The 12,591-nt window shown below is 63.0% G+C and carries 12 protein-coding genes and 1 pseudogene; 10 read left to right on the forward strand and 3 right to left on the reverse strand.

What is annotated here, in order from left to right; all coding sequences use genetic code 11:
- Positions 1 to 9: 9 nt before the first annotated feature.
- The 3 genes from A7A08_RS14060 to A7A08_RS14070 all read right to left on the reverse strand — a co-directional run bounded on the left by A7A08_RS14060 (position 10) and on the right by A7A08_RS14070 (position 2,998).
- Complete coding sequence (locus A7A08_RS14060) at positions 10 to 2,028, reverse strand: protein meaA (RefSeq protein WP_069096103.1); 2,019 nt, start codon at positions 2,026 to 2,028, stop codon at positions 10 to 12.
- A 227-nt stretch (positions 2,029 to 2,255) separates the two neighbouring features.
- Positions 2,256 to 2,636 (reverse strand): hypothetical protein, encoded by a 381-nt coding sequence (locus A7A08_RS14065; RefSeq protein WP_069096104.1) that lies wholly within the window; start codon positions 2,634 to 2,636, stop codon positions 2,256 to 2,258.
- Positions 2,637 to 2,722: 86 nt separating this feature from the next.
- Positions 2,723 to 2,998 carry a hypothetical protein gene (locus A7A08_RS14070; RefSeq protein WP_069096105.1) on the reverse strand — a complete coding sequence of 92 codons (276 nt, stop codon included), beginning with the start codon at positions 2,996 to 2,998 and terminating at the stop codon, positions 2,723 to 2,725.
- A gap of 415 nt (positions 2,999 to 3,413) precedes the next feature.
- On the opposite strand from A7A08_RS14070, the gene ccrA reads away from it, so the two are divergent.
- The 10 genes and pseudogenes from ccrA to A7A08_RS14120 all read left to right on the forward strand — a co-directional run bounded on the left by ccrA (position 3,414) and on the right by A7A08_RS14120 (position 12,555).
- On the forward strand, positions 3,414 to 4,712 hold the full coding sequence (ccrA, locus tag A7A08_RS14075; protein ID WP_069096106.1) for a crotonyl-CoA carboxylase/reductase: 1,299 nt from the start codon (positions 3,414 to 3,416) through the stop codon (positions 4,710 to 4,712).
- A gap of 398 nt (positions 4,713 to 5,110) precedes the next feature.
- A pseudogene (locus tag A7A08_RS14080) lies at positions 5,111 to 6,774 on the forward strand (acyl-CoA dehydrogenase family protein).
- A gap of 9 nt (positions 6,775 to 6,783) precedes the next feature.
- On the forward strand, positions 6,784 to 7,290 hold the full coding sequence (locus tag A7A08_RS14085) for a TspO/MBR family protein (RefSeq protein ID WP_069096107.1): 507 nt from the start codon (positions 6,784 to 6,786) through the stop codon (positions 7,288 to 7,290).
- Positions 7,283 to 8,125: an SDR family NAD(P)-dependent oxidoreductase gene (locus tag A7A08_RS14090; RefSeq protein ID WP_069096108.1), complete on the forward strand. Its 843-nt coding sequence runs from the start codon at positions 7,283 to 7,285 to the stop codon at positions 8,123 to 8,125. The genes A7A08_RS14085 and A7A08_RS14090 overlap by 8 nt, the downstream gene beginning before the upstream one ends.
- A gap of 36 nt (positions 8,126 to 8,161) precedes the next feature.
- Complete coding sequence (locus tag A7A08_RS14095) at positions 8,162 to 8,353, forward strand: twin transmembrane helix small protein (protein ID WP_069096109.1); 192 nt, start codon at positions 8,162 to 8,164, stop codon at positions 8,351 to 8,353.
- Between the two features lie 54 nt (positions 8,354 to 8,407).
- Positions 8,408 to 8,986, forward strand: coding sequence for a cob(I)yrinic acid a,c-diamide adenosyltransferase (locus A7A08_RS14100; protein ID WP_069096110.1), 579 nt, complete (start codon positions 8,408 to 8,410; stop codon positions 8,984 to 8,986).
- 47 nt (positions 8,987 to 9,033) lie between these two features.
- A complete protein-coding gene (locus tag A7A08_RS14105) occupies positions 9,034 to 9,753 on the forward strand; it encodes a rhomboid family intramembrane serine protease (RefSeq protein ID WP_069096111.1) in 720 nt (239 codons plus the stop codon).
- Positions 9,754 to 9,893: 140 nt separating this feature from the next.
- A complete protein-coding gene (locus A7A08_RS14110; protein WP_069096112.1) occupies positions 9,894 to 10,643 on the forward strand; it encodes an electron transfer flavoprotein subunit beta/FixA family protein in 750 nt (249 codons plus the stop codon).
- Positions 10,643 to 11,587, forward strand: coding sequence for an electron transfer flavoprotein subunit alpha/FixB family protein (locus tag A7A08_RS14115; protein ID WP_069096113.1), 945 nt, complete (start codon positions 10,643 to 10,645; stop codon positions 11,585 to 11,587). Before A7A08_RS14110 ends, A7A08_RS14115 begins: the two co-directional genes overlap by 1 nt.
- 41 nt (positions 11,588 to 11,628) lie before the next feature.
- Complete coding sequence (locus tag A7A08_RS14120; RefSeq protein WP_069096114.1) at positions 11,629 to 12,555, forward strand: 3-hydroxybutyryl-CoA dehydrogenase; 927 nt, start codon at positions 11,629 to 11,631, stop codon at positions 12,553 to 12,555.
- Positions 12,556 to 12,591: the final 36 nt, after the last annotated feature.

The raw sequence follows: 12,591 nt of genomic DNA on the forward strand, positions 1-12,591 counted from the left end.
ATCCGGGGGCTACTCGGCTGCGGCTTGCTTTTGCTTCTCGGGATCGTTCAGACCCCGCTCAACCAGGTCGATCATGCCGTTCATGATGTCGTTGAGCTGGAAGTCCTTGGGCGTGTAGATCGCCGCGGCGCCGCACTGCTTCAGCACGTTCTCGTCGGCCTGGGGAATGATGCCGCCGACCACGACCGGGATATTGCCCAGTCCTTCGTTGCGGAGCCGCTGAACGACGTCTCGCACCAGCGCAACGTGGGAGCCGGACAGGATGGAGAGCCCGACCACATGGGCGCCGGACTCCTTCACCTGCTCGACGATCTGGGCGGGCGTCAGGCGGATGCCGTCATAGACGACTTCCATGCCGCAATCCTTGGCGCGGACGGCGATCTGCTCGGCACCGTTGGAATGTCCGTCGAGGCCGGGCTTGCCGACCACAAAGGTGAGACGCTCACCGAGCTTCTCGGAGACCTCGTCGACGCGCTTGCGGACCTGCTCCAGTCGGGCCTCGTCCATCTTGTGGGCGGCGCCCATGCCCGTGGGGGCGCGGTATTCGCCGAACACCTCGCGCAGGATCTGACCCCATTCGCCGGTGGTGACGCCGGCCTTGGCGGCGGCGATGGAGGGCTCCATGATGTTGCGGCCCTCTTGCGCTGCCGACTTCAGCTCGCGCAGGGCGTCCTGCACGGCCTTGTCGTCCCGCTGGCTGCGCCATTCCTGAAGGGCGGCTACCTGCTCCATCTCCACGTGCTCGGGCACGGTGAAGATGTCGTTCTCGCCGGCGGCCAGCGGGGAGGGCTCGGTCTCGGTATATTTGTTGACGCCGACCAGAACCTGCTCGCCGGTCTCGATAGCCTCGATACGGGCTGCGTTGGATGCGATCAGGCTGTCCTTCATGTAGTCGATCGCCTTCATGGCGCCGCCCATCTCGTCGATCTTCGTGAGCTCGGCGCGGGCCTCCCCGATGAGCTCGGCGACCTTCGCCTCGATTTCCTCGGAGCCGTCGAAGATATCGCCGTACTCCAGGAGGTCCGTCTCGAAGGCGAGGATCTGCTGCAGGCGCAGGGACCATTGCTGGTCCCAAGGACGTGGCAGACCGAGAGCCTCGTTCCAGGCCGGGAGCTGGACGGCGCGGGCGCGCGCCTTCTTGGACAGCACGACGGCCAGCATGGCGAGCTGGATGCGATAGACGTTGTTCTCAGGCTGCGGCTCGGTGAGGCCGAGAGAGTTCACCTGGACGCCGTAGCGGAAGCGGCGGAACTTCGGATCCTCGACGCCGTAGCGGTTCTGGGTGATGTCATCCCACAGATCGACGAATGCCCGCATCTTGCACATCTCGGTGATGAAGCGGACGCCGGCATTGACGAAGAAGGAGATGCGGCCGACGACGGTGGGCATCTTCTCTGGTGCGATCTCGCCTGAATTCTTCACCTCGTCGAGCACGGCCTGGGCCGTGGCAAGGGCGAAGGCGAGCTCCTGGGTCGGCGTCGCACCGGCTTCCTGTAGATGATAGGAGCACACGTTCATGGGGTTCCATTTCGGAACCTCCTGGGACGTGTAGACAATCATGTCCTTGATCAGGCGCAAGGAGGGATCCGGCGGGAAGACGTAGGTCCCGCGGGAAAGATACTCCTTAAGAATGTCGTTCTGGGTCGTGCCCTGGAGCTCGGCGCGGGAGACGCCCTGCTCGTCGGCGAGGGCGATATAGAGCGACAGCAGCCATGCGGCGGTCGCGTTGATGGTCATGGACGTGTTCATCTCGCCCAGGGGAATGCCGTCGAGCAGCTCCCGCATGTCGCCGAGATGGGAGATGGAGACGCCGACCTTGCCAACCTCGCCGCGAGCCAGCACGTGGTCGGAATCGTATCCGGTCTGAGTGGGGAGATCGAAGGCGATGGAAAGGCCGGTCTGACCCTTCTCCAGGTTCTTTCGATAAAGCTCGTTCGAAGCCTTTGCCGAGGAATGGCCCGCATAGGTGCGGAACATCCAAGGCCGGTCCCGCTTGACTTCCTCAACGTTCTTTTCGCCCGCTCCCATCGATCCTCACTCCCGCATCCCAACTGCACGATTGAATAATGCGGCCCCGGCGGTGGAATGCGCGGGGCCTTGCATCTTTTCTGTCATCGGTGCGCAATTATAGCAAATGAATCAGGCGCGACCGAACTCCGCGCCCCCCGACCTGCGCGCCGCATGGCCACAGACAGAGAAAAGGCGGCGCGACCGAATCGCACCGCCCTTTCCGACGTCAGGTTTTCACCCACAGGCTAATCGGTCGAAGGGTCGCCGACCTCTTCGTTGTCCATCGAGCTGTCCTCTTCTTCGACAGCATCCGGGTCGCTTTTCTGCATCATGCCGTCGTCGGCAGAGGTGTCGGGCGCGACTGTGCCCTCTTCCATCTCGCCGTCATCCATGCGGCCTTCCGGGTTGCTCGTGGTGTGGGCCGGGCTGTCATCGGCTGCCGTGTCCGGCGCGGCGGCGTCGGGCTTCATCTCGCCCTCGCCGGTGGCTTCGGCCGGCATGGAGTCGTCAGCGGCGATCACGATGCCCGGGACCTGGGGCGTTTCCGCCTTTGCCGGTGCGGCGAACGCGAAAGCGGCCGCGGTTACGGAGGTCAGCAGGATCCATTTGGATTTATCGATACTCATCAGGTGTTTCCTCTCATCGAATTTGCGTTGGGCGGGTCGTTCCCCGCCATGCGTCGGCGCCGAAACCGTTCGTCCTTGAGGCGAGCCTATTTCGGGTCGCTCTCCATGGTCTTGCCGGGCATCTCCGCGTCGCCCATGGCGCCGTCATCGTCACCGGTCTCCAGGTCTTCCTGGATGGCCTCGTCCTCCATGTCTTCGTCGCTAGACATGCTCGGGTCGCTATCCATGGTCTTCGGCGCGGTGGCGTCCTCGGCCACCCGGAAGCTGCCCGCGGGCAGGTTGTCGTTCTGGGCATAGGCGGGGATGGCGATGCCGAAGGTGAGGATGCTGGTCGTGGCGAGTATCGCGAGCTTGCCGTTCATCAGAGCGTTCCTTCCGTGGGTTGCGCTTTCAGCGTCTACGGTTGGTTTTTTCCCAGCGCAGGCCGCGCGGGAGTGCATCGGGGGATGCAGATGGATTGAAAACGCCCCGTTTGCGGCCCGGTTCCTCGGAACGGGAACACCAAGTTGTGATGGATGGTTTATTTGCGATGCAGAAACGGCACTGCCGTAAAGCTCTGGGCATCGGCGAGAGTTTTTGCTAACCCTCCACCCCGGCGTCAGGAAACCTCCGCCTCTCCTCCGCGGGCGACAGGGTCTTTCAGACGGCCGTCTTAGGGATTTTCCGCGGGTTTCTGCGCATGTCCCGTCATTCGCTGCGTGGCTTTTCACAGCGGGTGGCGACGGAAATTGCCGCACCGCAATAAAGTGTTTATGTCTGTAGCCGGGGGAGGAATGGATGAATGAGATGTCGCTAGCCTCAGTTTCCGGAGAGGAGGCCCAGGTCAAAGATCTCTACGAGATCGGCGAAATCCCTCCGCTCGGGCATGTGCCGAAGAATATGTACGCGTGGGCCATCCGCCGGGAGCGGCAGGGGCCGCCCAGCGAGGCGATGCAGCTCGAGGTGCTGCCGACATGGGAGCTCGATTCCCATGACGTGCTGGTCCTCGTGATGGCCGCGGGCGTGAACTACAACGGCGTCTGGGCTTCGCTCGGCAAGCCGATCTCCATGTTCGACGTCCATAAGAACGATTTCCACATCGCCGGTTCGGACGCCTCGGGTATCGTGTGGGCCGTGGGCTCCAAGGTGAAGCGCTGGAAGGTCGGCGACGAGGTCGTCATCCACTGCAATCAGGACGACGGCGACGACGAGGAGTGCAACGGCGGCGACCCGATGTTCTCGCCGTCCCAGCGGATCTGGGGCTACGAGACCCCGGATGGGTCCTTCGCCCAGTTCTGCCGCGTGCAGGACCGTCAGCTGCTGCCCCGGCCGAAGCACCTCACCTGGGAAGAGGCCGCCTGCTACACGCTGACGCTGGCTACCTCCTACCGCATGCTGTTCGGCCATCGGCCGCATACCCTGAAGCCCGGCCACAACGTGCTGGTCTGGGGCGCCTCGGGCGGTCTCGGCTCCATGGCGATCCAGCTTTGCGCCACCGCCGGCGCCAATGCCATCGGCATCGTTTCGGACGACGACAAGCGCGATTTCGTGATGTCGCTCGGCGCCAAGGGCGTGATCAACCGCAAGGACTTCAATTGCTGGGGCCAGATGCCCAAGGTCGGCACGCCGGAATACGACGAGTGGAACAAGGAAGTCCGCAAGTTCGGCAAGGCGATCTGGGAGATCACCGGCAAGGGCGTGAACGTGGACTGCGTGTTCGAGCATCCGGGCGAGGCGACCTTCCCGGTCTCCTGCTTCGTGGTGAAGCGCGGCGGCATGGTGGTCTTCTGCGCCGGCACGACGGGCTACAACCTCACCATGGATGCCCGCTATGTCTGGATGCACCAGAAGCGCATTCAGGGCTCCCACTTCGCCCATCTGATGCAGGCGGGCCAGGCGAACCGGCTGATGATCGAGCGCCGCATCGATCCTTGCATGTCGGAGGTCTTCCCGTGGGATCAGATCCCGAAGGCCCATATGCGCATGTGGAACAACGAGCATCAGCCCGGCAACATGGCGGTGCTGGTCAATGCGCCGACCACGGGTCTGCGGTCCTTCGAGGACGTGCTCGAAGCCTCCAAGGAGATGGAGAGCTAGAAGCCTCGCTGTCTTGAAAGATAATGTTTGAGAACGCCGGGCCTTCGGGTGCCGGCGTTTTCTTTTTCCCGTGATGTCTTTTCACGGTGGTGTCCTGCCGGTTCAGATATCTGGTCTTCGTGCCGCTTACGGGTGGCCCAGGGTTTGGCATATAACCGAAAGGTGATCCGGGGCTTTGCTTGGGCCGTATTTTCGGTCTCACGAGCCTCGAGGCAGGCTGATCTCGCTGCATGGGCAGAATTGCCGAGATGAACGGCCGAGTAGATTTGCCTCATTTGACGATTTGTCCCGTTCCAGCGTAAGGGACTTGGTTCACTTCGGCCGCGCCAGAGGCTATGTCTCTCCCGGCCCGCTAAAACGTGCTGTTGGGAGGAAAATTGGTGAGCACCGCCGAGACCATGGAATCCGCTGAAGCTGAGCAGCTGCCCGATCTTATCGCTAAGCTGAAAGGCGCCTCCGAGGCTGCCGCAACGCTGTGCAAGAAGGCGACGGAGTCGCTCGCCAAGAGCTTGGCTCCGAACGGCAAGGTGGATGGCGCCGCGCTGGAGCGCGAGGAGCATGCCGCCCACGGTCTGGCATGGGTGACCACCTATGCCGAAGCGATCCGCGAAGCCGCCAATTATGCCGAGCGCATGAACGGCGAAGGCCGGTTCGGCGAGATGGAAGCCCTGCTGACCCAGGTCGCGTCGCCGAGTATCTGGCCCAGCTCGCCGGCGGCGTGGTGATGAGCCAGAACGAGATGGTCCGACTGGAAGAGCTCGGCCTCGACGATAGCGACCGCCAGGAATTCCTGACCGACGACGTGAAGGCGGTGATGTCGGGCAACACGGCGGGTGTCCGGGCGCGGATCGCCCAGATGCTCGACGATGGCCAGGGCAACGTGACCTTCGGCGATACCGGTCTCGACGAGACCTCGGAAGCCATGCGCGAGGAGATGTACCGCTTCTCCCAGGCCGAGGTCGTGCCCCATGCCCATGAGTGGCATTTGAAGGACGATTACATCCCGTTGGAGCTGGTCTCTTCCATGGCCGAGATGGGCGTGTTCGGCCTGACGCTGCCGGAAGAGTATGGCGGGCTGGGCCTGGGCAAGGAGGTGATGTGCGTCGTCTCCGAGGAGCTGTCCCGCGGCTATATCGGCGTGGGCTCGCTTGGCACGCGCTCGGAGATCGCTGCCGAGCTGATCCTCAACGGCGGTACGGAAGAGCAGAAACAGGAATGGCTGCCAAAGATCGCGAGCGGCGAGATTCTGCCGACGGCGGTCTTCACCGAGCCGAACACTGGTTCCGATCTCGCCTCGCTGACCACGCGGGCAAAGAAGGACGGCGACAATTATCTGGTGACCGGCCAGAAGACCTGGATCACACATGCGGCCCGCGCCGATGTCATGACGATCCTGGCGCGCACCAATCCCGATCAGAAGGGCTATCGCGGCCTTTCCATGCTGATCGCGGAGAAGCCGCGCGGCGATGACGAGAAGCCTTTCCCGGCCGACGGCATGTCGGGCGGCGAGATCGAGGTGCTCGGCTATCGCGGCATGAAGGAGTTCGACATCTCCTTTGACGACTTCAAGGTCCCGGCGAAGAACCTGCTGGGCACCGAGGAAGGCCAGGGCTTCAAGCAGCTCATGCAGACCTTCGAGGCGGCCCGTATCCAGACCGCGGCGCGCGCCATCGGCGTGGCCCAGTCGGCGCTGGATCTCGGTCTCCGCTACGGCGCGGAGCGCGTGCAGTTCGGCAAGCCGATCATCAAGTTCCCGCGCGTCGCCGACAAGCTGGTGATGATGGCCGCGGAAATCCTGATGGCCCGTCAGCTCACCTATTATTCGGCGCGGCAGAAGGATGCCGACAAGCGCTGCGATCTCGAGGCCGGCATGGCCAAGCTGCTCGCGGCCCGCGTGGCCTGGGCCTCGGCGGACAACGCGCTGCAGATTCATGGCGGCAATGGCTTCGCGCTGGAATATGCCATCAGCCGCGTGCTGTGCGATGCGCGCATCCTCTCGATCTTCGAGGGCGCGGCGGAAATCCAGGCGCATGTGATCGCGCGCCGGCTGCTGGAGTCTTAGGCGGAAGGGATGGATCAGCCGACCAAGCGGGTTCAGCCTGATTATCTGAAGATCCTGATGCAGGTGCTGGTGGCGCTTGCCATCTGCTTCCTGGCGGCCGCTGTCGGGGGCATGGTCACCGAGCCCAATCTGGGCTGGTATCAGACCCTTCAGAAGCCGAGCTTCAACCCGCCGGACTGGATCTTCGGCCCGGTCTGGACGCTACTCTACACGGCAATGGCCGGCGCGCTGTTCTGGATCTGGCGGGTCGATGTGCCGTCCGAGGAGAAACAGACGGCCTATCGCTGGTTCGGCGCGCAGCTCATCCTCAACGTCCTGTGGTCCGTAGCGTTCTTCTACATGCACAGCCCGCTGCTCGGCACCATCGATGCCGTGGCGCTGCTGATCGCGATCTGCGGGACGATCGCCGCCTTCTGGCGCCTGAGCCGGGGAGCGGCGCTTCTGCTGGTGCCTTATCTTTTCTGGGTGATGTTCGCCACGGCGCTGACCTTCTCGCTCTGGCGGCTCAATGACTGAGCAAGCCCGCCGCAGCATCCTGATCACCGGATGCTCCTCCGGCATCGGGTTGGCCTGCGTCCGCGCCATGCGGGATAGAGGCTGGCGCGTATTCGCGACCGCGCGGAACGAGGAGGATCTGGACCGGCTCAGGTCGGACGAGCGCGTCGAGGTGGTCTATCTCGATTACACCGAGCCCCAGTCGATTGCGGCCTGCGCCGACACGGTTCTACAGGCCACGGGCGGAACGCTGGACGCGCTGTTCAATAACGGCGCCTACGGCCAGCCCGGGGCGGTGGAGGATCTGCCGGTCGACGTGCTGAAGGCCCAGTTCGAGGCGAACGTCTTCGGCTGGCACGATCTCACGAACCGCTTCATCCCGGCTATGCGCCGTCAGGGTCGTGGGCGGATCGTCCATTGCTCCTCCGTTCTCGGCTTTGTGGCGGCGCCATATCGCGGCGCCTATTGCGCGTCGAAATTCGCGCTCGAAGCTTTGGCCGACACAATGCGGGTGGAGCTCGCGGAGACCGGCATCCGTGTGGTGCTGATCGAGCCGGGCCCCATCCACAGCCGTTTCGTCGAGCATGCGCTGGCGGCATATCGCGCGAATATCGATATCGAGAGCTCGCCTCATGCGGAGACCTACAAAGCGCGGATCGCGGCCATGGAGCAGGGCGGTAGCTCGACCTTCAAGCTCGAGCCCGAGACCGTAGCGGCAAAGCTCATCAAGGCGGTCGAGAGCCCGCGTCCGAAGCCGCGCTATTTCGTGACCGTGCCGACCTATCTGGCAGCGCTCTTCAAACGGGTGCTGCGACCCGCGCCCTCGACGCCATTGCAGCGCGGAACTAGTCTTTGAGATCGCCGGGGGCCCGGCGCAACTGGGAGGAATCCAATGGAATCCGTCTTTTCGCTGCTCGTCCCACTGGCGCTGGCCGCCGTGGCGATCGTGCTCATGCTGGGGCTCTGGAACATGCTTCGCGGCGGCAGCCCGAACCGCAGCCAGAAGCTCATGCGCGCGCGTATCCTGTTTCAGGCCATCGCCATCGTCGTGATCATGAGCGCGATCTACTTCTCCAGCCGATAGGGTCATCGTCTGGTGGCACGCTCAGGCGTATAAGAAGAGACGAAGAGGAGCAGGATGGTCGTTCTCAACAAGATCTACACCCGTGGCGGCGACGACGGCACGACGGCGCTCGGAACCGGCGATCGTGTGAAGAAATACGATCTTCGGGTGGAAGCCTACGGTACGTCCGACGAGACCAACGCCGTGGTCGGGCTGGCGCGTCTGCATACGCGGGAGGCTAATCCCGATCTGGACGGCATGCTGGCGCGGATCCAGAACGATCTTCTGGATCTTGGAGCCGACCTTTGTTTTCCGGCCGAAACGGCGGATGAGCGCGGAAATCTTCGGATTTCGGCCGATCAGGTGGCGCGGCTGGAAGCGGAAATCGACCAGATGAACGCCGAGCTGGAGCCGTTGCGCTCCTTCGTGCTGCCTGGCGGCAGCCCCGCGGCGAGCTTCCTGCATCTGGCGCGCACGGTGTGCCGCCGGGCCGAGCGGCTGATGGTCGAGCTCGCGGCAAAGCCGGACGAACCGGTGAGCGAAGAGGCGATCCGGTATATGAATCGCTTGTCGGACTTCTTTTTTGTCGCGGCGCGCTATGCGAACAATAAAGGTGCCGACGACGTCTTATGGGTGCAGGGTCAAAATCGCTAGCAGCAGCGTAACGCGGGGGAGAGGCTCGTAAGCCTGAGTTTCAGACGGTGTTTGTTCCTCTCCACGATACCAATCCGCTGAAGTCGATACGGCACCAATACGTCACCTTCACCATCATCGTGCTGAATGTCGGGATCTATCTCGTCTATCAGAGCGGGCTGATCCTACCGGTCAACGAATATACCGGTGTGGCCTTCGCGGTGGTGCCGGCGGAGCTGTTCTCGACCAGTCCTTGGATCGGGGACGCTTCCCTGGGGCCGCCGGGCGAGGTCGCCATTCCGGAGCGGCTTACGCTGGTGACCTACATGTTCATGCATGCGGGCTGGCTGCATCTCCTCGGAAACATGCTTTTCCTTTGGGTCTTCGGCGACAATGTCGAAGATTCCATGGGGCATCTCCGCTTCATCATGTTCTACCTCATCTGCGGTATCTCCGCCGGGCTGGTGCATTCGATCATGAATCCCCACTCGGAACTGCCGCTGATCGGGGCGAGCGGCGCGGTGGCGGGGATCATCGCCGCCTATCTGATGCTGCATCCGCGGGTGAAGGTCTGGGTGCTGGCGCTTTGGCGCATTCCCATCAAGATCAATGCCGCCTGGGCGCTTGGGTTCTGGATCGGATTGCAGGTGCTCAACATCTTTATCGACAAGGATGGGGATGTCGCATGGTGGGCCCATGCCGGGGGGCTGGCCACGGGGGCCCTTCTCATTCTATTTATGCGGCGGCCAGGGGTGCCGCTCTTCGACCGTACGCGGGGGGGCGCATGAGGGGGCGGATGCGTCGTCTAACCCTTGGGGTGCATTGACTAAGACTAGGCTCGGCAGTACGTTCCGGGGCCATTTCGCAACTGCGAAAGACTCCGGGCTTGAGCGCGTTTATTTGAGACCGGAAGAGGAATTCGAAGCGTATGAAGATCCTTGTGCCCGTTAAGCGGGTCGTCGACTACAACGTAAAAATCCGAGTGAAATCCGACGGTAGCGGTGTCGATCTCGCCAATGTGAAGATGGCGATGAACCCGTTCGACGAGATCGCCGTCGAAGAGGCGCTCAAGATCAAGGAGCGTGGCGACGCCGAAGAGGTGATCGCCATTTCGATCGGTCCCGCCAAAGCTCAGGATACGCTGCGCACCGCGCTCGCTATGGGTGCCGACCGCGCGATCCTGATCAAGACCGAGGAGACGACCGAGCCGCTGGCTGTCGCCAAGCTGCTCAAGAAGGCCGTCGAGGACGAAAGCCCGGATCTTGTGATCATGGGCAAGCAGGCGATCGACGACGACTGCAATCAGACCGGCCAGATGCTCGCCAGCCTGCTGGGTTGGGCCCAGGGCACCTTCGCCTCGAAGGTGGAGTTCGGCGACGGCAAGGTGAACGTGACCCGCGAGATCGACGGCGGCCTGGAGACCGTGGCGCTGAAGATGCCGGCGGTGATCACCACGGATCTTCGCCTCAACGAGCCGCGCTATGCTTCGCTGCCGAACATCATGAAGGCGAAGAAGAAGCCGATCGACGAGAAGACGCCGGAGGATCTCGGCGTGGATGTAACCCCGCATATCAAGACGCTTTCCGTCGAGGAGCCGCCGAAGCGCGAAGCCGGCGAGATCGTCGAGAGCGTTGCGGAGCTGGTGGACAAGCTGAAGAACGAAGCGGGGGTGCTCTAATGGCGACGCTGCTGATCGCAGAACACGATAACGAAGCTCTCGCACCGGCTACGGCCAAGGCGCTTTCCGCGGCGGACGCCTTCGAGAGCGATGTCGACATCCTGGTCGCCGGCAAGGGCGCCAAAGGCGTTGCCGAAGAAGCCGCCAAGCTCGAAGGCGTGCGCAAGGTGCTGCTGGCCGATGGGGACCAGCTGGAGCATCATCTCGCCGAAGAGATGGAAGCGCTGATCCTTTCTGTCGCCGACAATTACGATGTGCTGCTGGCGCCGGCCACCACGATGGGCAAGAACATCATGCCCCGTGTCGCAGCCCAGCTCGACATCATGCAGATCTCCGACATCATCGAGGTCAAGTCGAAGGACACCTTCGTGCGTCCGATCTATGCGGGTAACGCGCTGGCCACGGTGCAGACCACGGACGACAAGATCGTCGCCACGGTCCGGACCACGGCGTTCGCCGCCAAGGGCGAAGGCGGCTCGGCTGAGATCGAAGAGATCTCCGTGCCGGAGTCCGCAGGTTTGACCGAGTTCGTGAGCGCCGATCTGGCCGAGAGCGACCGTCCGGAGCTGACCTCCGCGCGGATCGTGATCTCGGGTGGCCGGGGCATGGAATCGGGCGACAATTTCGAGAAGCTGATCGCGCCCGTAGCCGACAAGCTGGGCGCCGCTGTCGGCGCGAGCCGGGCCGCGGTCGATTCCGGCTTCATGCCGAACGACCATCAGGTCGGACAGACCGGCAAGGTGGTTGCTCCGGAGCTTTATATCGCCGTCGGCATTTCCGGTGCGATCCAGCATCTGGCGGGCATGAAGGACTCCAAGGTGATCGTCGCGATCAACAAGGACGGCGAAGCCCCGATCTTCCAGGTGGCCGATTACGGCCTGGTTGCCGATCTGTTCAGTGCGCTGCCTGAGCTCGAAAGCGAGCTCGAGAAAGCCGGATACTAAGAAGAGAAGCGAAAAGCGCGATGTCGACAGAGACCACTACGATGGGTGACGAAAAGCCTGCGGCCGAGACGAAAGAGCGTGCCCAAAGCGACAGGCCGATCCAGCGGGTCGGCGTGATTGGCGCCGGCCAGATGGGCAACGGTATCGCCCATGCGGTCGCGTTGGGCGGGTTCGACGTCGCGCTTAACGATCTGTCGAAAGAAAAATACGACGCGGCGATGGAGACGATCGAGAAGAACCTCGAGCGTCAGGTGAACTCCGGCAAGATCTCCCAGGAGGAGATGGACAAGGCCCAGGGGCGCATCACCTTCGCCGAGTCGTATTCCGACTTCGCCGATGCCGATCTGGTCATCGAGGCGGCGACGGAAGAGGAGACGGTGAAGCGCAAGATTTTCGTCGCGCTCTGCCCTTATCTGAAGCCCGAGGCCATTGTCGGCACCAACACCTCGTCGATCTCGATCACGCGGCTCGCCGCGGCGACGGACCGTCCGGAGCGCTTCATCGGGCTGCACTTCATGAACCCGGTCCCGGTGATGGAGCTGGTCGAGGTCATCCGAGGCATCGCCACGGAGGATGTGACCTTCGGCCGGGCCAAGGAGTTCGTCTCCACGCTCGGGAAGACCATCGCGGTCTCCGAAGACTTCCCGGCCTTCATGGTCAACCGCATCCTCCTGCCGATGATCAACGAGGCGGTCTATACGCTCTATGAGGGCGTGGGCTCGGTGGACGCGATCGATACGGCCATGCGGCTCGGCGCGCATCATCCGATGGGGCCGTTGCAACTCGCCGATTTCATCGGCCTCGATACCTGCCTTTCCATCATGCAGGTGCTTTACGAGGGGCTTGCGGACTCCAAGTACCGGCCCTGTCCGCTGCTGGTGAAATATGTCGAGGCCGGCTGGCTCGGGCGGAAGTCCAATCGCGGCTTCTACGACTATCGCGGTGAAACGCCGATGCCGACCCGGTAACGGGCCTTTTCGCCAGTTTCATATTCCCGGTCGCGC

This window comes from Methyloligella halotolerans (assembly GCF_001708935.1).
In the GTDB taxonomy this organism is placed as follows: Bacteria; Pseudomonadota; Alphaproteobacteria; order Rhizobiales; family Methyloligellaceae; genus Methyloligella; species Methyloligella halotolerans.